This is a genomic window from Pseudomonas sp. FP453 (assembly GCF_030687495.1).
Classification (GTDB): Bacteria; Pseudomonadota; Gammaproteobacteria; order Pseudomonadales; family Pseudomonadaceae; genus Aquipseudomonas.
On the sequence record NZ_CP117435.1, the window covers coordinates 5972387 to 5994361 of the forward strand.

Annotated in this window: 19 protein-coding genes and 1 pseudogene; 8 read left to right on the forward strand and 12 right to left on the reverse strand. The window is 61.3% G+C overall.

The window, feature by feature from the left end:
* Positions 1-22: 22 nt before the first annotated feature.
* A complete protein-coding gene (locus PSH87_RS27325) occupies positions 23-430 on the reverse strand; it encodes a flagellar basal body-associated protein FliL (RefSeq protein WP_017739078.1) in 408 nt (135 codons plus the stop codon).
* A 150-nt stretch (positions 431-580) separates the two neighbouring features.
* Here PSH87_RS27325 and PSH87_RS27330 point away from each other — a divergent pair, with 150 nt between their 5' ends.
* Together PSH87_RS27330 and glpT are read left to right on the forward strand one after the other, a co-directional pair.
* Entirely contained in the window at positions 581-1558 is a 978-nt protein-coding gene (locus PSH87_RS27330) for an NADPH:quinone oxidoreductase family protein (RefSeq protein WP_305431777.1), read from the forward strand.
* A 291-nt stretch (positions 1559-1849) separates the two neighbouring features.
* Entirely contained in the window at positions 1850-3187 is a 1338-nt protein-coding gene (gene glpT, locus PSH87_RS27335; RefSeq protein ID WP_005792400.1) for a glycerol-3-phosphate transporter, read from the forward strand.
* On the opposite strand, the pseudogene PSH87_RS27340 reads toward glpT, so the two are convergent.
* Together PSH87_RS27340 and PSH87_RS27345 are read right to left on the reverse strand one after the other, a co-directional pair.
* A pseudogene (locus PSH87_RS27340) lies at positions 3184-3838 on the reverse strand (gamma-glutamylcyclotransferase). The gene glpT and the pseudogene PSH87_RS27340 sit on opposite strands and share 4 nt — an antisense overlap.
* A gap of 26 nt (positions 3839-3864) precedes the next feature.
* On the reverse strand, positions 3865-6252 hold the full coding sequence (locus PSH87_RS27345; protein ID WP_305431778.1) for a TonB-dependent siderophore receptor: 2388 nt from the start codon (positions 6250-6252) through the stop codon (positions 3865-3867).
* Between the two features lie 326 nt (positions 6253-6578).
* Here PSH87_RS27345 and PSH87_RS27350 point away from each other — a divergent pair, with 326 nt between their 5' ends.
* Positions 6579-7061 (forward strand): hypothetical protein, encoded by a 483-nt coding sequence (locus PSH87_RS27350; protein WP_017739545.1) that lies wholly within the window; start codon positions 6579-6581, stop codon positions 7059-7061.
* 122 nt (positions 7062-7183) lie between these two features.
* Here the strand turns inward: PSH87_RS27350 and PSH87_RS27355 are convergent, their stop codons facing one another.
* The 5 genes from PSH87_RS27355 to PSH87_RS27375 form a co-directional block, all read right to left on the reverse strand.
* Positions 7184-8152 carry a CDP-6-deoxy-delta-3,4-glucoseen reductase gene (locus PSH87_RS27355; RefSeq protein ID WP_017736944.1) on the reverse strand — a complete coding sequence of 323 codons (969 nt, stop codon included), beginning with the start codon at positions 8150-8152 and terminating at the stop codon, positions 7184-7186.
* Positions 8152-9618, reverse strand: coding sequence for a 4-hydroxy-3-polyprenylbenzoate decarboxylase (ubiD, locus tag PSH87_RS27360; protein ID WP_017736945.1), 1467 nt, complete (start codon positions 9616-9618; stop codon positions 8152-8154). Before ubiD ends, PSH87_RS27355 begins: the two co-directional genes overlap by 1 nt.
* 134 nt (positions 9619-9752) lie before the next feature.
* Positions 9753-11012, reverse strand: coding sequence for a transcription termination factor Rho (rho, locus tag PSH87_RS27365; RefSeq protein WP_016973082.1), 1260 nt, complete (start codon positions 11010-11012; stop codon positions 9753-9755).
* A gap of 234 nt (positions 11013-11246) precedes the next feature.
* Complete coding sequence (gene trxA / locus PSH87_RS27370; protein ID WP_017736946.1) at positions 11247-11576, reverse strand: thioredoxin TrxA; 330 nt, start codon at positions 11574-11576, stop codon at positions 11247-11249.
* A 108-nt stretch (positions 11577-11684) separates the two neighbouring features.
* Complete coding sequence (locus tag PSH87_RS27375) at positions 11685-12380, reverse strand: FadR/GntR family transcriptional regulator (RefSeq protein WP_305431781.1); 696 nt, start codon at positions 12378-12380, stop codon at positions 11685-11687.
* 262 nt (positions 12381-12642) lie between these two features.
* Between PSH87_RS27375 and PSH87_RS27380 the strand changes: the two genes are divergently transcribed.
* Genes PSH87_RS27380 through PSH87_RS27395 form a run of 4 tightly spaced genes read left to right on the forward strand, consistent with a single transcriptional unit; the run spans position 12643 to position 15482 of the window.
* A complete protein-coding gene (locus PSH87_RS27380) occupies positions 12643-13428 on the forward strand; it encodes a transporter substrate-binding domain-containing protein (RefSeq protein ID WP_305431783.1) in 786 nt (261 codons plus the stop codon).
* A gap of 14 nt (positions 13429-13442) precedes the next feature.
* Positions 13443-14111, forward strand: coding sequence for an amino acid ABC transporter permease (locus tag PSH87_RS27385; RefSeq protein WP_017736949.1), 669 nt, complete (start codon positions 13443-13445; stop codon positions 14109-14111).
* Positions 14108-14758: an amino acid ABC transporter permease gene (locus PSH87_RS27390; protein ID WP_124526860.1), complete on the forward strand. Its 651-nt coding sequence runs from the start codon at positions 14108-14110 to the stop codon at positions 14756-14758. The genes PSH87_RS27385 and PSH87_RS27390 overlap by 4 nt, the downstream gene beginning before the upstream one ends.
* Positions 14745-15482 carry an amino acid ABC transporter ATP-binding protein gene (locus PSH87_RS27395; RefSeq protein ID WP_017736951.1) on the forward strand — a complete coding sequence of 246 codons (738 nt, stop codon included), beginning with the start codon at positions 14745-14747 and terminating at the stop codon, positions 15480-15482. The genes PSH87_RS27390 and PSH87_RS27395 overlap by 14 nt, the downstream gene beginning before the upstream one ends.
* Here PSH87_RS27395 and PSH87_RS27400 read toward each other — a convergent pair.
* The 4 genes from PSH87_RS27400 to PSH87_RS27415 form a co-directional block, all read right to left on the reverse strand.
* Complete coding sequence (locus PSH87_RS27400; RefSeq protein WP_305431785.1) at positions 15463-16005, reverse strand: hypothetical protein; 543 nt, start codon at positions 16003-16005, stop codon at positions 15463-15465. The two genes, PSH87_RS27395 and PSH87_RS27400, sit on opposite strands and share 20 nt — an antisense overlap.
* Entirely contained in the window at positions 15995-18478 is a 2484-nt protein-coding gene (locus PSH87_RS27405; RefSeq protein ID WP_305431786.1) for a fimbria/pilus outer membrane usher protein, read from the reverse strand. Before PSH87_RS27405 ends, PSH87_RS27400 begins: the two co-directional genes overlap by 11 nt.
* A 7-nt stretch (positions 18479-18485) precedes the next feature.
* A complete protein-coding gene (locus PSH87_RS27410) occupies positions 18486-19202 on the reverse strand; it encodes a fimbria/pilus chaperone family protein (RefSeq protein WP_157356512.1) in 717 nt (238 codons plus the stop codon).
* Positions 19203-19306: 104 nt separating this feature from the next.
* Positions 19307-19969, reverse strand: coding sequence for a DUF1120 domain-containing protein (locus tag PSH87_RS27415; RefSeq protein ID WP_026136810.1), 663 nt, complete (start codon positions 19967-19969; stop codon positions 19307-19309).
* Between the two features lie 446 nt (positions 19970-20415).
* Here PSH87_RS27415 and ppx point away from each other — a divergent pair, with 446 nt between their 5' ends.
* Positions 20416-21918, forward strand: a complete 1503-nt coding sequence (ppx, locus tag PSH87_RS27420) for an exopolyphosphatase (RefSeq protein WP_305431789.1) — start codon at positions 20416-20418, stop codon at positions 21916-21918.
* The last annotated feature ends 57 nt before the right edge of the window (positions 21919-21975 follow it).

Consider the following 21975-nt stretch of genomic DNA (forward strand, 5'->3'; position numbering starts at 1 on the left):
GCCTGCGATGGCCGCGCCGCGGTTACTGAATGATGAGGTTGTTGAACAACAGGTCTTCCACCACCGGCTTGCCGGTCTCGTCATTCATCACTTGCTGAGTCTGTTTCAGGGCTTCCTGGCGCAGCTTCTCCTTGCCTTCGACCGTGCTCATGGTCTCGTTGGTCTGTTGGGTAAACAGCGCCACCAACTGGTTGCGGATCAACGCGTCATTGGCTTTGACCGCCGCAGCGGCTTCGGTGCCGGTCACGCGCAGGGCGATGTCGGCCTTGAACACCTTGAGCTTGGCCGTGCCGTCCAGGCCATAGTTGCCCACGAACGGTGGCGTCAGGCTGATATAGCTGACTTTCGGCGCCTCGCCTTCTTTGGCCTCTTCGGCCTGGGCCGCCATCGGCAGGGTCAGGGCCAGCATCAACAGGATCCACGCTTTCACAGTTCATTCCTCACATTCGGTTGCGCGCTAGCATAACGCTAGCAACGCTGAGCACAAGCTTATGGCGACTTATCAGGCACGAGCATGCTCGTTGACCCACAGACCTGCCCTTCTACACTTATCGGCCACGACGCCCAAAGGAATAGTCCGATGAAAGCTGTGCTGTGCAAAGCCTTCGGCCCTGCCGAAACCCTGGTGCTGGAAGAGGTCGCCAGCCCAGCGATCAAGAAGAACGAGATCCTGCTGGACGTGCATGCCGCCGGGGTCAACTTCCCGGACACCTTGATCATCGAGGGCAAGTACCAGTTCAAGCCGCCCTTCCCGTTCTCGCCGGGTGGCGAGGCAGCGGGTGTGGTCAGTGAAGTCGGCGAGAAGGTCAGCCACCTCAAGGTCGGCGACCGGGTCATGGCCCTGACCGGCTGGGGCAGCTTTGCCGAGCAGGTCGCGGTGCCGGGCTACAACGTATTGCCGATCCCGCCGAGCATGGACTTCAACACCGCCGCCGCCTTCAGCATGACCTACGGCACCTCGATGCACGCGCTGAAACAGCGCGCCCACCTGCAACCCGGCGAAACCCTGCTGGTCCTCGGCGCCTCCGGTGGCGTAGGCCTGGCCGCCGTGGAAATCGGCAAGGCCATGGGCGCCCGCGTGATCGCCGCCGCCAGCAGCGCCGACAAACTCGCGGTGGCCAAGGCGGCCGGCGCGGATGAGTTGATCAACTACAGCGAAACCAGCCTGAAAGACGAGATCAAGCGCCTCACCGACGGCAACGGCGCCGATGTGATCTACGACCCGGTGGGCGGCGACCTGTTCGACCAGGCCATCCGCAGCATCGCCTGGAACGGGCGCTTACTGGTGGTGGGCTTTGCCAGCGGGCGTATTCCCGAGCTGCCGGTGAACCTGGCGTTGCTCAAGGGCGCGGCCGTGGTCGGCGTGTTCTGGGGCTCGTTTGCCCAGCGCCAGCCGCAGGACAATGCGGCGAATTTCCAGCAGTTGTTTACCTGGTATGGCGAGGGCAAGTTGAAGCCGTTGGTGTCGCAGGTGTATCCGCTGGAGCAGGCGGCGCAGGCGATCAATGATTTGGGGCAGCGCCGGGCTGTCGGGAAAGTCGTCGTCCAAACCCGCTAGCCCATGTGAAATACGGTCAATGTGGGAGCTGGCTTGCCTGCGATAGCGGTGGGTCAGCCAACACATGTTTTGCTGATGGACCGCTATCGCAGGCAAGCCAGCTCCCACATTTGATCTCCTACATTCTCAAGAGCATCAAACGACCCACACTTATCCATTCGCGACATGTTCGTAAGAGAACATGCACTTGTGCTCATTTCCTGTGTTTGCAGATAAGAGGCGATGCTATTTTCGGTAACGAAACTGTAACATTCGCATCCGCAGTCAAAACAAGAAATTTGGAGCTCTTGAATGTTTGCTTTCTTTCGACCTGCCGCACACCAGGCACCCCTGCCTGAAGAAAAAATAGACAGCACCTACCGACGCCTGCGCTGGCAAATCTTCGCCGGTATTTTCTTCGGTTACGCCGGCTACTACCTGCTGCGCAAAAACTTCTCCCTGGCCATGCCCTACTTGATCGACGAGGGTTATACCCGTGGCGAACTGGGCCTGGCGATGTCGGCCATCGCGATTGCCTACGGCCTGTCCAAGTTCCTCATGGGCCTGGTATCCGACCGCTCCAACCCGCGCTATTTCCTGCCCTTCGGCCTGCTGGTGTCAGCGGGTGTGATGTTCATTTTCGGTTTCGCACCTTGGGCGACGTCCAGCGTGACCATGATGTTCATTTTGCTGTTCATCAACGGCTGGGCCCAAGGCATGGGCTGGCCGCCAAGTGGGCGGACCATGGTGCACTGGTGGTCGCAGAAAGAGCGCGGCGGCGTGGTGTCGGTATGGAACGTGGCGCATAACGTCGGCGGTGGCTTGATCGGCCCGCTGTTCCTGCTCGGCATGGCGTGGTTCAACGACTGGCACGCGGCGTTCTACGTGCCGGCCACCGTGGCGTTGGCCGTGGCGGCGTTTGCCTTCATCACCATGCGCGACACCCCGCAATCGGTCGGCCTGCCGCCGATCGAGAAGTACAAGAACGACTACCCGGAAGGCTATGACGCCAGCCACGAAGACGAATTCAGCGCCAAGGAAATCTTCGTCAAGTACGTGCTGCGCAACAAAATGCTCTGGTACATCGCCTTCGCCAACGTCTTCGTCTACCTGCTGCGCTACGGCGTGCTGGACTGGGCGCCGACGTACCTCAAGGAAGCCAAGCACTTCACCGTCGACAAGTCGTCGTGGGCGTACTTCTTCTACGAGTGGGCAGGCATTCCGGGCACGCTGCTGTGCGGCTGGATGTCGGACAAGATCTTCCGTGGCAACCGTGGCCTGACCGGTATCGTGTTCATGGCCTTGGTGACAGTCGCGACCCTGGTGTACTGGCTCAACCCGCCGGGCAACCCGATGGTCGACATGATCGCGTTGTTCTCCATCGGCTTCCTGATCTACGGCCCAGTGATGTTGATCGGCTTGCAGGCGCTGGAACTGGCACCGAAGAAAGCCGCCGGTACGGCGGCGGGCTTCACTGGCTTGTTCGGTTACCTGGGCGGTTCGGTGGCGGCGAGTGCGGCCATGGGCTACACCGTGGACCACTTCGGCTGGGACGGTGGTTTTGTGCTGCTGATCGGCGCGTGCGTGCTGGCGATTGCGTTCCTGATCCCCACGCTGTGGCACACCAACAGCGTCAGTTCGGCGCGTTAACCGCCTGAACAATCCTTCGCACAACGCTTGAGCCGCGCCTCCAGATTCTTGTCTGGGCATGGCGTGGCTACGCAGGGCGTTGACGGTCTGCTCGACATAATCGCGCGTAGTGCCGTAACGCCCGCAAGCGCTTTGCAACACGTGGTTCAGCACAATGTCCGGCAAGTTGCCGGCGTAGCTGGGCAAGTGCCGCTCCAACACAAACCCCAACGCCTGCACCTGACTGCCATCTTCCAGACGGCAGCTGAGCCAGTGTGGCCGGTACGAGGGATAGGGCATTTCGCGGCACCACAGAGCGTACAACGAGGCTTCCAGCTGATCTTCCGGCAAGCGGTAGGCAAACCCGCTGCACGAGCCGCCGCGATCCAGGCCAAACACCAACCCCGGCACTTCCGGCGTACCCCGATGCTCGTGGGACCACAAGTACAGGCCACGGTGATAACCGTGGACCCGTGCCCGCACCCGTTGCGTCGAGGAACATTCCGGGCGCCAGATCAGCGAACCGTAAGCAAAAAGCCAGACCGGCCCACCCTGATGCCGGGCCATGGTGGCCTGCATCGAGCTCATCAACTGTTCGTGAGTGAGTTGCGGCCCAAGATCGAGCCGCGGAGGGTAAGCCAATTGCATAAGATCGGATTCAATAACGGTCATGGCAGATCGCTTAGGTCGCCTGTTTGTTACCAGTTGTAAGCAACTTTACCGTAATAAAACGCGCCGCTGTAACCGTACGGCGAAAAAGTGCTGTAGGCGAGGTTGCCGCCGCTGCTGGCGAACGCGTTGACCTTTTCCGGGTACTTGTCGGTGACGTTGTCGCCGCCCAGGGTGAAGGTCCAGTTCTGCAACTTGTAGTCCGCCGACAGGTCCAGCACCCACGCCGCCTTGAAAGTCTGGTCGTTGACCTTGTCCGCCTGATAGCTGGTGAATTCACCATAGCGCACCAGATTGCTGTGCAGCGCCCAATTGCCGAAGGTGAAGTCGTTGCCCAGGCTCAGCTTGTGTTCCGGCGTGGTGTCGCCGAGCAAACCGCTTTTCTCGCGACGGTCCACGCGCACCAGGTTGGCGCCGAGGCTGTCGAGGATCGCCGGGTTGGCCTTCACGTCCGTGACTTTGGTGTGGTTGTAGTTGTAGCCCACCGTGCTGTTCCAGCGGATGCCGTTATCGAACTGGTAGCGGTAGTTGGCCACCAGGTCGACGCCGTCGGTGCTGGTGTCGGTGGCGTTGGTGAAGTAGCGCGCGGTGGTGTAGTTGATGTTGCCGACGCCGTTGGCTTGCAGGTAGGCCTGGGTCGCCGGGCTCAGGTTGAGGTTGGACGACAGGCTGATGCGGTCGCGAATATCGATGCGGTACACATCCACCGTCAGCGTCAGGTCATCGGCGGGTTCCAGCACCAGGCCAAGGCTGTAGTTGCGCGATTTCTCGGCCTTCAGGTCTTCTGCGCCGAGCAGGCGCGCGACCTGGCTGGAGGCCGGGAACGTGCCGGCTTCGCGGATTTCGCTGCCGATCAGTTGCGACGAGGTAAACGCAAAGTTCTGCTGGGCCAGGGACGGCGCGCGGAAGCCGTTGGAGATACTGCCGCGCAAGGCCACTTGCGGGGTGAAGTCGTAGCGGGCCGACAGCGAACCGCTGACGTTGGAGCCGAAGTCACTGTAGTCCTCATGCCGCACGGCGGCGGAGGCGCTGAGTTTTTCGGTGAAGTTGGTTTCCAGGTCCAGGTACTGCGCCCAGTTGTGGCGTGAACTGCTGCCGGCGTCTGCCTCACGGAAACCGCCGAGGCCCGAACTGCCAGTCTGGTAGTAGGACGCAGCGTCACCCGCTTCGATTTCATAACCCTGGCGCAGGTATTCGCCGCCAAACGCCACGGATACCGGGTACGGCAGGAACCCCACGTCGAACTCACGGGACAGGTCCAGGCTGACCTGCTTCTGGTCGTTGCTCAGGGTGCCGTTGTCGAACTTGCGCGGTGTGGTCAGGCCCAGGGAGGTGTTGATGGTTTCGGTGCTGAGTTCGTACTGGTTCTTGCCGTAGTTGGCCGACAGGTCGTAATGCCAGTCATAGGCCAGCAACCCGCGCAGGCCCACCACCAGCGAGGTGTCTTCGAGGTTGCCCTTGATCAGCGGCAGGTAGCCATTGGGGTTGAGCGCCGCGATATTGTTCGACGCATTGCTCGCCCGGTAGAACGCCGCCGTCTCGCCGCGCCGCTTGCTGTAGCCGCCGAAGCTGTAGAACTCGGCGGCATCGTTGAAGGCATATTCGGAGTTGAACTGGAACTTGCCTTCATTGGTCGCCGGCTCGCCCTGGCGGAACACCTGCTGGCCATAGGTAGTGGAGCCGATGCTGGCCGCGCGGTAATCCTTGCCGGCACGGTTGGTGTAATCGTTGTCGGCACCTTCGCCGGAAAGGCTGATAAAACCGTTGTCGCCCAGCGCCAGCCCGGTGTTGCCGCTGATGTTGCGCTGGATGCCGTCGCCCTTCTTGTACTGGCCGAACTTGCTGGAGATCGAGCCGCCATGGTCGGCGTGCTTGAGGATCACGTTGATCACCCCGGCAATCGCGTCAGAGCCGTAGCGCGCCGAGGCGCCGTCGCGCAGCACTTCGATGTGGTCAACGGCCGACAGCGGGATCGCGTTCAGGTCCGCCGGCGCCGAGCCACGGCCCACCGCACCGCCGAGGTTGACGAAGGCGCTGGTGTGACGGCGCTTGCCGTTGACCAGCACCAGCACCTGATCCGGCGACAGCCCGCGCAACTGCGCCGGGCGCACCAACTCGGCGCCATCCACCAGGCTTGGGCGTGGGAAGTTGATCGATGGGATCAAGCGCGCCAATACCGCCCCCAACTCATCGGAGCCGGTGCTGCGCAGGGTATCGCCGGAGATCACATCAACCGGCGACAGCGAGGCGCTGGCGGTGCGCTCCTGGGCGCGGGTGCCGGTGACGATCACGGTGTCGAGTTTAGGTGCGTCGGTGGCAGACGTTTCTGCCGCGAATACTGGATTGAAGCCTGCGGCGGTCAGCAAATTGGCCGACAAAATCGCCGAGTACAGCGCGTGTTTTTTGTAGCTCCCCATACCGCTCCCCTTGGAATCAAGACTCAGAGCGTCATGCCCTGAATGCGTACGATCGATCCGGCTGGCGGGCGGTGGCGGTCAGTTATTGGTGGTTGGCAGAAAGTCGGTAGTCCGTTGCGATATAGCTTAATGATATCTATGTAACAAATTAAATACCTTTAAAGCATAAGCGAATGCATAAGCAAACCGCCCCACTCGTCAGGATTGAGTCCACCAATCCCGCTACTTTCAGCCCCGGTTCAGCCTGGGATCGCAGCAAGTCGTCAAAATAGCGCACACAACGACCCACCTAGCCGCCCTTCAAACCGACTATCGAGGTCGCACCCATGAAAAAATTCCGACTGCCTGGCCTGCTGTTCCTGGCCCAGGCCACCACGGCACTGGCGGGCGAAGCGCCGGTTACCAGCGATGACAAAGGCTTCTGGTATGCGCAGACCAGCGTCTACACCCGGCACTTCGCGCCCGACCCCGAGCACAACAATAATCAGGACCTGATTGGCCTGGAGCGCAATGAGGCCTCAGGCTTTGTGTATGGCGGGGCGACGTTTCGCAACTCGTTCAGGCAGCGCTCTTACTATGCGTACGCGGGCAAGCGCTACGACATGGCCGACTATCCGGTGTACTTGAAGCTGACAGGCGGGGCGATCCAGGGTTATCGCGGCAAATACCGCGACAAGATCCCGTTGAACCGTTTTGGTGTGGCGCCGGTGATCATTCCGTCAGTGGGAACCCACTACGGGCCGGTGGCGGCGGAGTTGGTGTTGCTGGGGTTCAATGCGGCGATGGTGACCACTGGCGTACGTTTCTGAAAACACTGCAAATCACTGTGGGAGCTGGCTTGCCTGCGATAGCGGTGGGTCAGGAAAATATGGGTTGGCTGGCATACCGCTATCGCAGGCAAGCCAGCTCCCACAGGGGTTCAGCGTAGGCTTCAGGGGCGTGGGGCGTAGGCAAACACGTCGGCGCGCATCTGGTGCGCATCCATCCCGGCCTCGACCAACGCATCCAGAGTGCCGTAGATCATCGCCGGTGAACCGCTGGCGTAGACGTGCACGGCCTTGAGGTCGCTGATGTCTTCGCACACCGCTTCATGCAACAACCCGCAGCGCCCTTCCCAGCCGCACAGGTCGCTGACGACCTTGTGCAGGAACAGGTTGGGCAGTTGCTGCCACTGGTCCCAGTGTTCGATCTCGTAGAAGTCTTCCGGGCGCCGCACGCCCCAGTACAGGTGCACCGGGTGCTTGAAGCCGGAAGCGCGGCAGTGTTCGATCAGGCTGTGCATCTGCGCCATGCCGGTGCCGGCGGCGATCAAGACCAGTGGCCCGTCCGGCAATTCGGCCAGGTGGGTGTCGCCAAAGGGCAGTTCGATGCGTGCCATCTGGTCGCGCTGCAGCTGCGCCAGCAGGCTGCGGGCGCTGTCTTCACGGGCCAGCACATGCAGTTCCAGCTCACGCCCGCCGTGGGGCGCCGACGCCAGGGAGAACGCCGACTTCTCGCCATTGTCCCGCTCGATCATCAGGTATTGCCCGGCGTGGTAACGCACCGCCTTGCCGGCCGGCGCGCGCAGGCGCACGCGCCACACGTCGCCACCGACGTCCACGCACTCGCTCAATTGGCACGACAACTTGCGCAACGGCAACTCTCCCGGTGCCAGCACGCCATCCCACAGCACGATGCAATCTTCCAGCGGCTCGGCAATGCAAGTGTAGAACTCACCGTGGTCGCGCACCTCACCGGCTTGCTGCACCCGGCCTTCCACCAGCAGCGCGGCGCATATATGGCACACGCCGTTGCGACAGGCCTGGGGGCATTCGTAGCCCAGGCGCCGCGCGCCTTCGAGGATTCGCTCGCCGGGGACCAGCTCCAGGATGGCGCCGGAAGGTTGCAGGGTTACACGCATCAATCTATTCCCAATTCTTTCCACATGGCATCGACACGGGCCGTGACGGCTTCATCCTTGACGATCACCCGGCCCCACTCGCGGGTGGTTTCACCCGGCCACTTGTGCGTGGCGTCCAGGCCCATCTTCGAGCCCAGGCCCGACACCGGCGAGGCGAAGTCGAGGTAGTCGATCGGCGTGTTGTCGATCATCACCGTGTCGCGCTTGGGGTCCATGCGCGTGGTGATGGCCCAGATCACGTCGTTCCAGTCGCGGGCGTTGATATCGTCGTCGGTGACAATAACGAACTTGGTGTACATGAACTGTCGCAAAAACGACCACACACCGAGCATTACCCGCTTGGCATGGCCCGGGTACGACTTCTTCATGGTCACGATGGCCATGCGGTACGAGCAGCCTTCGGGCGGCAGGTAGAAGTCGGTGATTTCCGGGAATTGCTTTTGCAGGATCGGCACGAACACTTCGTTGAGCGCCACGCCAAGGATCGCCGGCTCATCCGGCGGACGGCCGGTGTAGGTGCTGTGGTAGATCGGCTTGATCCGGTGGGTGATGCGCTCGACGGTGAACACCGGGAAGCTGTCGACTTCGTTGTAGTAACCGGTGTGATCGCCGTACGGGCCTTCATCGGCCATTTCGCCCGGGTGAATCACGCCTTCAAGGATGATTTCGGCGGTGGCCGGCACTTGCAGGTCGTTGCCACGGCACTTCACCAGCTCGGTGCGGTTGCCGCGCAGCAGGCCGGCGAAGGCGTACTCGGACAGGCTGTCGGGCACCGGGGTTACGGCGCCGAGGATGGTGGCTGGATCGGCGCCGAGGGCGACCGATACCGGGAACGGCTGGCCCGGGTGCTTCTCGCACCACTCACGGAAGTCCAGCGCGCCGCCACGGTGGCTCAGCCAGCGCATGATCACCTTGTTGCGGCCGATCACTTGCTGGCGGTAGATGCCGAGGTTCTGGCGGTCCTTGTTCGGGCCTTTGGTGACGGTCAGGCCCCAGGTGATCAGCGGGCCGACGTCGCCGGGCCAGCAGGTCTGCACCGGGAGCATGGCCAGGTCGACGTCATCGCCTTCGATGACCACTTCCTGGCACACCGCGTCCTTGACCACCTTGGGCGCCATGGCAATGATCTTGCGGAAGATCGGCAGCTTCGACCAGGCATCCTTCAAACCCTTGGGCGGCTCGGGTTCCTTGAGGAAGGCCAGCAGCTTGCCGATCTCGCGCAGTTCGCTGACCGATTCGGCGCCCATGCCAAAGGCCACGCGCTCGGGCGTGCCGAACAGGTTGCCGAGCACCGGGATGTCATAGCCGGTCGGGTTTTCGAACAGCAGCGCCGGGCCCTTGTTGCGCAGGGTGCGGTCGCAAATCTCAGTCATTTCCAGGACCGGGGACACCGGCATCTGGATACGTTTCAACTCTCCGCGCTGCTCAAGTTGCTGCACGAAATCCCGAAGATCCTTGAATTTCATTAACCATGCCACCCGTAAAATAGGCGTACATCCTACCTGCTCCGAGGGGCATTTGGCTGCCGGGCGCTGAAAAAGCGGGCGCAAAAAAAATGGCGCCCCTGAGGGCGCCATTCTTTCGGACCTGAAACGCGGTATTACTTGCGCTTCATCGACAGGAAGAACTCGTCGTTGGTCTTGGTGGTTTTCAGCTTGTCGACCAGGAACTCGATGGCGGCGACTTCGTCCATCGGGTGCAGCAGCTTGCGCAGGATCCACATGCGCTGCAGTTCGTCGTCGGCGGTCAGCAACTCTTCGCGGCGGGTGCCGGAACGGTTGATGTTGATCGCCGGGAACACGCGTTTTTCCGCGATGCGACGGTCCAGGGGCAGTTCCATGTTGCCGGTACCCTTGAACTCTTCGTAGATCACTTCGTCCATCTTCGAACCGGTTTCAACCAGTGCGGTGGCGATAATGGTCAGCGAGCCGCCTTCTTCGATGTTTCGCGCGGCGCCGAAGAAACGCTTCGGTTTCTCCAGGGCGTGGGCATCGACACCACCGGTCAATACCTTGCCGGAGCTCGGGATCACGGTGTTGTAGGCACGGGCCAGACGGGTGATGGAGTCGAGCAGGATCACCACGTCTTTCTTGTGTTCGACCAGGCGCTTGGCCTTCTCGATCACCATTTCGGCAACCTGCACGTGGCGGGTTGGCGGCTCATCGAACGTCGAGGCAACCACTTCGCCGCGCACGGTGCGCTGCATTTCGGTCACTTCTTCCGGACGTTCATCGATCAGCAATACGATCAGGTGAACTTCAGGATTGTTACGTGCGATGTTCGCTGCAATGTTCTGCAGCATGATGGTCTTACCGGCTTTCGGCGGTGCGACGATCAGGCCACGCTGGCCCTTGCCGATCGGCGCGCACAGGTCGATCACACGGCCGGTCAAGTCTTCGGTGGAACCGTTGCCGGCTTCCATCTTCATGCGCACGGTCGGGAACAGCGGCGTCAGGTTCTCGAAGAGAATCTTGTTCTTCGCGTTCTCGGGACGATCGAAGTTGATCGTGTCGACCTTGAGCAGGGCGAAATAACGCTCGCCTTCCTTTGGAGGGCGGATCTTGCCAACGATGGTGTCACCGGTGCGCAAGTTGAAGCGACGGATCTGGCTCGGCGAGACGTAAATGTCGTCTGGGCCGGCGAGATAGGAGGCGTCAGCAGAGCGGAGGAAGCCGAAGCCGTCCTGGAGAATCTCCAGCACGCCATCACCGGAGATTTCCTCGCCGCTTTTCGCGTGCTTTTTCAGCAGGGAGAAAATCACGTCCTGCTTGCGCGAACGGGCCATATTTTCTATGCCCATTTCTTCGGCCAGCTGGAGCAGGTCGGTAATCGGCTTTTGCTTGAGTTCAGTCAGATTCATATAGGAATGACGTAATCATTTATGGAGGGGGGAAATTAAGCTTTTGGCTTAATGAGGCCGCGCCGCAGAGAAGGCGACAGGATCGCGTACTAATCGAAAAGGAGTGCGTCGGCGACGGCATGCAGGGGGCAGTGGAGAAACCAGTGCGGGGCCGAATGTACCACCTGAGTTTCGGAGCGTCTAGCCCTGTTTCACGAAAAAGCCCCGCAATTTGCGGGGCTTTTTTGACGACGTTTAGATGTTCGCGTCGAGGAAAGCTTGCAGCTGGGACTTCGACAGTGCGCCTACTTTAGTGGCTGCAACGTCACCATCCTTGAACAGCATCAGCGTCGGGATACCACGCACGCCGTGCTTGGCCGGGGTTTCCTGGTTGTCGTCGATGTTCAGCTTGGCAATGGTCAGTTTGCCTTCGTAAGCAGTAGCAATGTCGTCCAGAACAGGCGCGATCATTTTGCAAGGGCCGCACCATTCAGCCCAGTAGTCAACCAGCACCGGGCCAGCAGCCTTGAGTACTTCGGCCTCAAAGGTCGCGTCGGTGACGTGCTTGATAAGATCGTTGCTCATGGATGTCTCCGGTTTGTAAGCAAAAAAAACGTGGCCCATCATAGCCGCCCTTCCACCGTTCAGGAAGCCGCCTCTGATTGAGTCTTGCTATGACCGGTATAGCCCAACTCAAGGCGCTACGGGCGTGACGAAGGCAATCCCGGTGCGCAGCGCGGCATTGCGCACGTGCTCCTGCATGGTTTTCTGCGCCGCGGCACTGGCACGCCGGGCCAGGGCGCGCAGGATCTTGCGATGTTCCTGCCAGGTTTCCATGGCCCGTTCCGGCCGGATGAACGGTAGTTTCTGGCTCTCTAGGAACACCTCCGCACTGGCGCTGAGGATGCTCACCATCGCCTGGTTACCGCTGGCCAGCAGGATGCGCTGGTGGAATTCGAAATCCAGCCGTGCCGCCGCGTCAAAATCGCCGGCCTTGAGCACCTTGCGCATCGCCTCGACATTGTCCTCAAGGCTGTCCAGCTCAGCCGTGCTCAGCGTCACCGCCGCCAGCCCCGCCGCAAAACCTTCAAGGGCATAGCGTAGCTGGAAGATATCCAACGGCGTGGCCTGCGCGGCGAAGGGCCAGGCAAACCCCGGCGCCTCCTCCGCTGCCTGTACAAACACGCCTTTGCCCGGCTGCACGCTGACCACGCCCAAGGCGCTCAATGACGACAGCGCCTCGCGCAACGACGCCCGGCTCACGCCCAGTTGCACCGCCAGATCGCGCTGGGAGGGCAACGCATCGCCCGGGCCGAAGCCTTGTTCCTTGATCAGTTTGCGGATGGCTTGCAGGGCCGCTTCCGGTACGGCTTGGGCGATGGAATTCATAAAAAACTCAAGGTTCCAGTCAACTGAGTGGCTAGTTGTAAAGCTATTCGCAGCGGGCGGCAAGCCACGCCCCAAAGGGGCTCGCAGGGTTTTGGCGGCGCTCGAAAAGGGTGCGAAAAATGCAGCCACTGTTCAGACCAGTAAGACCACCGCAACGCAACAAAACCCTGGGTTCCAGCTAATCCCACACGTCATGGCATGGGCTGTGCAATCACCCCATGAGTCAAATCCAGAACATTCCTTCGCCCTTCGGAGAGTTGCCATGACCAAGCGCTACAGCGCCCTGCTCACTGCCCTGTTTGCCAGCTTGATGCTGAGCCAGGCACCCGCCCAGGCCAATGGTCTGGACGATATCGTCGCCCGTGGCACCCTCAAGGTCGCCGTGCCCCAGGATTTCCCGCCGTTCGGCTCGGTCGGCCCGGACATGAAGCCGCGCGGCCTGGACATCGACACCGCCAAGCTGTTGGCCGAACAGCTCAAGGTCAAGCTGGAACTGACGCCGGTGAACAGCACCAACCGCATTCCGTTCCTGACCACCGGCAAGGTCGACCTGGTGATCTCCAGCCTGGGCAAGAACGCCGAGCGGGAAAAGGTCATCGACTTCTCCAGGGCCTACGCGCCGTTCTACCTGGCGGTGTTCGGCCCGCCTGATGCGCCTGTCACCGGCCTCGACGACCTCAAGGGCAAGACCATCAGCGTGACCCGTGGCGCCATCGAAGACATCGAGCTGACCGCCGTCGCCCCCAAGGAAGCCACGATCAAGCGCTTCGAAGACAACAACTCCACCATCGCCGCCTACCTCGCCGGCCAGGTCGACCTGATCGCCAGCGGCAACGTGGTGATGGTGGCGATCAGCGAACGCAACCCGAAACGTGTGCCAGCACTGAAGGTGAAACTCAAGGACTCGCCGGTGTACGTGGGCGTGAACAAGAACGAGCCGGCGCTGCTGGAGAAGGTCAACCAGATCCTCGTTGCAGCCAAGGCCGACGGCAGCCTGGAAAAGAACGCGCTGCAATGGCTCAAAGAGCCACTGCCGGCTGACCTCTGAGGCGGAGCTGACCCATGGCCTATCAATTCGACTTTGTGCCCGTGCTGGCCAATACCGACCTGCTGTTGCGCGGCGCACTGTTCACTCTTGAGCTGACAGCCATCGGCGCCATCCTCGGCGTCGCATTGGGCACTGTCGGCGCCGTGGTACGGGCGTGGAAGATCCAGCCGTTCGCCTGGTTCTTCGGGGTGTACGTCGAGTTGATCCGCAACACGCCGTTCCTGGTGCAGCTGTTTTTCATCTTCTTCGGCCTGCCGTCCCTGGGGCTGAAGATTACCGAGTGGCAAGCCGCCGTGCTGGCGATGGTGATCAACCTCGGCGCCTACTCCACCGAGATCATCCGCGCCGGCATCCAGGCCATCCCGCGCGGGCAGCTGGAAGCCGCGGCGGCGCTGGCGATGACACGCTTCGAAGCCTTCCGCCATGTGGTGCTGCTGCCAGCGCTGGGCAAGGTGTGGCCGGCCCTGAGCAGCCAGATCATCATCGTCATGCTCGGCTCGGCAGTGTGCTCGCAGATCGCCACCGAAGAGCTGAGCTTTGCCGCCAACTTTATCCAGTCCCGCAACTTCCGCGCCTTTGAAACCTACGCCCTGACCACCCTGGTGTACCTGTGCATGGCGTTGATGATTCGCCAACTGCTCAACTGGATCGGCCGCCGCTTCGTGATGAGGAATAGCCGATGAGTGATTTTTCGTTCTGGGACATCGTGCGCAACCTGCTCACCGGCCTGCAATGGACGCTGTTGCTGTCGTTGGTAGCCTTTATCGGCGGCGGCGTGATCGGCTTGCTGGTAATGACCATGCGCATCAGCAGCAAGGCCTTCGCGCGCAACCTTGCGCGCACCTATATCGAACTGTTCCAGGGCACGCCGTTGCTGATGCAGCTGTTCCTGGTGTTTTTCGGCATCGCCCTGCTCGGTGTGGATATTTCGCCGTGGCTCGCCGCCGCGATTGCCCTGACCCTGTTTACCAGCGCCTACCTCGCCGAAATCTGGCGCGGCTGCGTCGACTCCATCGCCCACGGGCAATGGGAAGCCTCGGCCAGCCTGGCGCTGAACCCGCTGGAACAGCTGCGCTACGTGATCCTGCCCCAGGCCCTGCGCATTGCCGTGGCACCCACTGTGGGTTTCTCGGTGCAGGTGGTCAAAGGCACCGCCGTGACCTCGATCATCGGCTTCACCGAACTGACCAAGACCGGCGGCATGCTCGCCAACGCCACCTTCGAGCCCTTTATGGTCTACGGCCTGGTGGCCCTTGGTTACTTTTTGCTCTGCTACCCCTTGTCCCTCAGTGCGCGCTACCTGGAAAGGAGACTGCATGCCTCTGCTTAGAATTTCCGCCCTGCATAAGTATTACGGCGATCACCACGTCCTCAAAGGCATCGACCTGACGGTTGAAGAAGGCCAGGTGGTGGCGATCATCGGCCGCAGCGGCTCGGGCAAGTCCACCTTGCTGCGCACCCTCAATGGCCTGGAATCGATCAACGACGGCGTGATCGAAGTCGACGGCGAATACCTCGACGCCGCCCGCGCCGACCTGCGCAGCCTGCGGCAGAAAGTCGGCATGGTGTTCCAGCAGTTCAACCTGTTCCCGCACCTGACCGTCGGCGAAAACGTCATGCTCGCGCCGCAAGTCGTACAGAAAGTGCCCAAGGCCAAGGCCGCCCAGTTGGCCAAGCAAATGCTGGAGCGCGTAGGGCTGGGCGAGAAGTTCGACGCTTTCCCTGATCGCCTGTCCGGTGGCCAGCAGCAACGTGTTGCCATCGCCCGCGCCCTGGCCATGTCGCCCAAGGTGCTGCTGTGCGACGAAATCACCTCGGCCCTGGACCCGGAACTGGTCAATGAGGTGCTCAGTGTGGTGCGCCAGTTGGCCCAGGACGGCATGACCCTGATCATGGTCACCCACGAAATGCGCTTCGCCCGGGAAGTCGGCGACAAGCTGGTGTTCATGCACCAAGGCAAGGTGCATGAAGTGGGGGACCCCAAGGTGTTGTTCGCCAACCCGCAAACCGCCGAGTTGGCCAACTTCATCGGCTCTACGGAGCCGCCGGGCTGACCAGCTCGAACGTACCCTGCCCTTCCAGCCGCTCTTCATTGCGTACCTGTAGGGCAGCGGACGGCAGGGTGGTTTCGACCTCGACCTGAGCGCTCAATCGCTGCCCCGTCACCGGGGCTCCAGAGGCCCGGGCCACCAGGATCTGGCCTGGCAACAGTTCACCGCTGGCCGTCGTCTCACCGGGCAGATGGGCCACCTGCCACTCAACGGTGCGCCCATCCACCTGAGCGTGCTTGAGCCTCAGATGGAAACGCCCCTGGCGACCGAACAGAAAACCTCTGCCGTCTGCCGCCCCGATGAACCGCAACGCCATTGCCGCAGGCGCTGCGCAGGTTACGTTCAACTGCACCGTGCGAGTGCCAAGCGCCAGGTTGGGCTTCTCGACCAGCGCTTCCCGATGGATAACACCATAGTCGATGCGCGGCTGGCTCACGGTTAACCGGCAATTCTCGGCGTGCACCCCCGGCGCTGTCACCATCGCAAAGAACAGCACAAAGCCCATACGCTTCAGGTTACCGACCATGACACACCGCCGATTGAGTCTCATAGAACATGTCATTGTCAGGCCGGGTACCGGAATCAAGGCTGATCAGGCAGGTGGAAGAGTCCGGTAATGAAACCCGCAGCGTTTGCGCTTCACTCGCGTCGTTCAGGAAAATCATGCCCTCGCCCACCACGCTGGTCAGGAAACGATCATCCTTGCCAAACACCGAGGCGCCCTGGGGCAGTTGCCGACCTTGTTGATCGCTGGCATTGAGCAAGACCCGGCGCACCTTCACCACATCGAACGCCACGGTACTGAAAGACCCTCGGCCCGCGGCGAGCACCTGGGTGCCGTTTTTCAAGTCAACGCGCTTGGGCAAGGACTGGGTCTGCACTTCGACGCGGCTGTTGGCATAGGCGGGCAAGCTGGCAATCACCGCCTGCCCGGTAAAATCCGTCCACACCGGCCCTTGCGGGGTATCGACCTTTGCGGCGCCGATATCCCCCACCGACACGATGCCGAACGTGTCCCCCACGGGGTAGGGCGAGAATGTCAACCCACCTTCGTGAACCACGACACCACCTTGCAGCTGCCCCGTGTAACTGGTGCTTGATGGGGCACGACTGACGCCAAGGCCAACCCGGGCATAACGAGGCATCAGGTCGATCTGGCCACGCGTCGATTGCTCCTGGGCGCTGAGATCACGCTCGACGCCCACCTCGTAATTCACATAGTCATTGACCCGCTCACTGAGGGCCGTACCGGCGCGGGACTGGTCGCCACGACGACTGATATAGCTTTTCACACGGCGATCCGCGCCCAGGGGCACGCTGACTTGCAGGCGCACCGACAGGTCCTCGTCCATCGCGGCGTCGCGCCCACGGCTGGCTGGCGGGGTGTCACGGCGAACATGACTCCCGCCCACCTGCGAATCGGCGATCAGTGCGACATCGGCGTAGCGGAACGTCTTGTTCCATGAGGCAAATACATGCTCGGTCATTTGCGCATCGAATTGGGCGCTGCGGGTATAGCCCACAGAGAAGCCGCCCAGCGTAGGGTCCAGCCAGCTCAAGCCCGCCGTGTATTGGTGCTTGAAGCGCGAACCCAGCTCATCGGCCCGGGCCGAACGGCCCGCCTCGAATACCTCACGATAGCCCTGGTTCTGCAGGGTTGCGCTGAGGCTGACGTCGATATTGGCAACCACCGGGCTGCTCACGGTCACGCTGCTGCGTGCCCCGGATACGGCGTTGCGACTGGCCCGGGACAGGTTGTGGCGGGCGCCCACGGAAACCCGCTGGAAAAACACACTGCTCAGAGCGCCACCGGCCGACGCATATTCATCCGTGCTCAACAAACCAAAGCCCGCAGACGAGTCGCGCCCCAGGCCCCACGTGCCACTGCCCATGGCAACCACCGGCGAGGGCCCCTCTTCCCCCATGTTTTCCCGCATCTTGCCGAGGGAGAAGTAGTAACCCGGCGCTGTCGGCGCAGCCCCCGCGAACGACGCTGCGGGCACCACGAAACTGCGCTTGGCACCCTGTACATCGATCACGCTGACGTCCAGGTCGCTGGTGCCATTGAGCAACGCCAGCCCCGTCAACCGGAAAGGCCCTTCAGGCACCAGCGTACTGTGGATCAACACGCCGGACTGGCGCACCTCAATCCGTGACTGACTTTGGGCCAGCCCCTCCACCACGGCATTGTTACTGCCTGCTGGCGCGCGTGACTGGCCATCGGGGGAAAACTGTACGCCCGACAGCTGGACGCCACCAAACAACGGGTTGTTGCTGGCAATCTGGCCCACCTGGAAGGTCGAATGCAGCGTGGCGATATCCCGCTGGGCATAGGCATACAGGTGTTCCGTACGGGTGTCGCCATTGTCAGACACATAGAACTGGCGACTGCGCACAATCCAATCACCCAGGTTGAAGCCCGCCTCGCTGTAGGCCGACAAAAACCGACTGGTCCCGCCGCGTGAACGGCTGTCGAAGCCCAGCACGTCGTAGTTGAACAGGGCCGCCATGCCGCCCTGGGAAAAATGCCCCGCCTCCCATTGCGGCTCTCGAAATGACTGGGTTGGCACCACCAGCGCCACTTCATCGATACCCGGGCGCAACCGCACCATCGTTGTCGGGAAGGCACCAAGGAAGTCGTGGCAGGCCTGGTCCGCAGTGGCCCCTTTACGAACGATCTCCCGGGGCAACACCAACCCGGCTTTTTCCAACAGTCCTGGGGTGAAACACAATTGCCCCTGCGCATCGAACTGCGCATCCACCAGCCCGAGCGGGTTGCCATTGACCCGTAGCCCCACCACATGGCTACCCTCGCGAAAACGCGCTGCACTGCGGAAGTAGTCCGAGACCTTGGGGTCAATGCCGTAGGTGGTCAGTGCCGCCAGGTCAAAACCCTCCCCCAACTCCAGCGCGGAGGCAAAGCCCGGGGCGCCCCATAGCGTGGCGAACCCCATGAGCAGCGTGGGAACCGGAAGCCTGTTGCTCGACAGATAGGTCATGATTCGATCACCTTCCATCGGCATTGACCGAGGTCCGGTAGCTATCCACCGAAAACCCATAGACCGTCGCGGGCTGGATCTCGACTTCGGTCAAGTCGCCCAGGGCCCCCTCCACCCTTGCTGCCAAGGTCTCCCCCGGCAGGATGTAGGTGCGCGGCAACGTTGCCATGCGCCCCTGGGGCAGCAAATGCACATCTGCCGCCAGACGCACCACATAGGCACTGTCGTTATGCACCGCGAGGCGCTCACCCGACCGACTCCAGGTCAGCAATTCCCAGGGCGCGTCGTGCCGAGGCAGGCCCTTTGGATGCAGGATCAGCGGCAAATTCTGTCGAATGGTGATACCAATGGTCGCCCCCCCGGCAGCACGCGCCTGGGGAATGCCCTCGAACGTCACGCGCTTCAGACGCTGGGTCTTCAGCGGCGTCTTCAGCGTGGCGATGAAACGCACCAGCTGGGTTTCACCCGCCTCCACCCGTGTAATGGGCGGCGTGACAATCAATAGCGGCTCAACGTCCTCGGGCACATTCTCAACAACCGAATGAAGCAGCGCGGGGGCCTCATCGGTATTTTTGATGTTTATCGTGGCCTCGCCCTGCTCCTCATGAAGTATAACCACCGAAGTTTCCGGCAACATGCCCTCCGCGACCGCTACACCGGCAAAACATAAGTACCCACTTACACTCAACAGCAGCACACTATTTAAAACTGAAAGACTACGCACTCAGTATTCCCCACGACCATTGAGTGAACTATTGACATCCATGCGCCCACGTAAAAACAGCCGACAAAAAACGCTGGGTTTTCGATCGGCTGTATTTAAATCACTTAGATGTAATTCAACTCAAGCGACGCGCGGCCATCAAGCGTAACGTCACGACTCAGGTCCAGGTCCTGGGGCCTATTGATAACCGCCCTCACGGCGATAGTGCCGCTCAACTGAGAGATGGTGGCCGGTATAAATGGCGTGCCACTGCGCCAGGAGTGCTGGGTAGGGGACTGAGCGGCCTTGCCATCGCTGGTTTGCCAACTGGTCGTGCTGGCGCTCGCACGCATGATGGGGAACAACGTTGTACCCGACGACTTGAGGTCCCTGAGGGTGATCGCAAAACCGCCGGTTTTCCGGGCCGACACCATCCCCAAACCGTAGTTGTGCGCCTCGGTATAGCCGGTACCAAGAGCGTTCAGAATGCCCGGCACCTTGCTGGCGGACTGAAGGTCCTTGAAGGTCAGCCCGAACTTGGTCGCGCCGCTGGCGCAGGTAATACTCAGGGGAACGGTCCTTTCTTGAAGTGGGGTGAACGCTCCCGGCAGCAGCGTGCCCGAGGGAATGTCGCCGTAATTCACAACGCCCGCCCCGGTCAGGGTGAGGTTGCAGGCGGCAGGTTTGATCGTCCCCCTGACGCTCAGCTCGGCAGCAGTGGTTGCATGAGCGCCGAGAGCTGCGGCCAAGCATGCGATACCGAGGGTCAAGCCAATAATTTTCTTCATATTCGACCTATCACTGAAAGTTTTCAGGTGCATTTATTTTGTGTTGATCGATAAAAATCATAAATAAATAACACCACGGCAAAATCGCCGAGTGACAGTCTGCCGCCAAGCCGCCCAACTAAAAAATAAGCCAGCACCTCAATCATTGTGGGACCGATAAACATAGACCGACAACCAAGTAGAGTTCAAAGGTAGTCCAACACCAGATAACACATAGAACACTAAACCTTAACCTGTAGGGAAAGTTACTCATTGCACAAGGGAAGATTTAGACCAGTCTCCTTACAACAAACTAGTTAAACTCAACCGGCACGCGAAACAACATCCTACATATCCCACAGTATTTCCCCGCAGACAGCACCCGGGAAATTACCCGAGCACAACGCGTTGGCTCCAGCGGTCGATCGTGGCACGATGGCAAGGTTATCGACCGAGACCCCCAAACCATGCCGCAATCCCAAGCCAAGAATCTGTCCCTGATCGCCGCCATCGACCTGGGCTCCAACAGCTTTCACATGGTCGTGGCCAAGGCCCAGAACGGTGAGATCCGCATCCTTGAGCGGCTCGGCGAAAAAGTACAACTGGCTGCCGGGATCGACGACGAGCGCCAGCTCAATGAAGAATCCATGCAGCGCGGCCTCGACTGCCTCAAGCGGTTTGCCCAACTGATCAACGGCATGCCCCTGGGCGCCGTACGCATCGTCGGCACCAACGCCCTGCGCGAAGCACGCAACCGCGGCGAATTCATCCGCCGCGCCGAGGAGATCCTCGGGCACCCGGTAGAAGTCATCTCCGGCCGTGAAGAAGCGCGCCTGATCTACCTCGGCGTGTCCCACACCCTGGCCGACACCCCGGGCAAGCGCCTGGTCGCCGACATCGGCGGCGGCAGCACCGAATTCATCATCGGGCAACGATTCGAGCCCCTGCTGCGCGAAAGCCTGCAAATGGGCTGCGTCAGCTACACCCAGCGTTACTTCAAGGACGGCAAGATCACCCCGGCCCGCTACGCCCAGGCCTATACGGCGGCGCGGCTGGAGATCATGAGCATCGAACACGCCCTGCACCGCCTGACGTGGGATGAGGCCATCGGCTCCTCCGGCACCATCCGCGCCATCGGCCTGGCCCTCAAGGCTGGCGGCCATGGCACCGGTGAAGTCAACGCCGAAGGCCTCGCGTGGCTCAAGCGCAAGCTGTTCAAGCTGGGCGATGCGGAAAAGATCGACTTCGACGGCATCAAGCCTGATCGTCGCACCATTTTCCCCGCGGGCCTGGCGATTCTCGAAGCGATCTTCGACGCCCTCGAACTGCAACGCATGGACCACTGTGACGGCGCCCTGCGTGAAGGCGTGCTTTACGACCTGCTCGGCCGCCATCATCACGAAGACGTGCGTGAGCGCACCCTCAGCTCGCTGATGGAGCGTTACCACGTCGACCTGGAGCAAGCGGCCCGGGTGGAGCGCAAAGCCCTGCACGCCTTCGACCAAGTGGCCGAGGACTGGGACCTGGAAGACGGCGTCTGGCGCGAACTGCTCGGCTGGGCGGCCAAGGTGCATGAAGTGGGCCTGGACATCGCCCACTACCATTACCACAAGCACGGCGCCTACCTGATCGAGCACTCCGACCTCGCCGGTTTCTCCCGCGAAGACCAGCAAATGCTCGCCCTGCTGGTGCGCGGCCATCGTCGCAATATCCCCAAGGACAAGTTTGCCGAGTTCGGCGACGAAGGCAGCAAGCTGATCCGCCTGTGCGTACTGCTGCGCTTCGCAATCCTGTTCCACCACATCCGTGGCACCCAGGAAATGCCCCAGGTCACCCTGCGCGCCAACGGCGAGAGCCTGGACGTGGTGTTCCCCAAAGGCTGGCTGGATGAGAACCAGCTGACCCAGGCGGATTTTGCCCAGGAAGCGGAATGGCTGACGCGGGTGGGGTTCACGCTGAACGTGCGCTGAGACGCTCGAACGAACATTGCAAAAACAAATGTGGGAGCGGGCTTGCCCGCGATGACG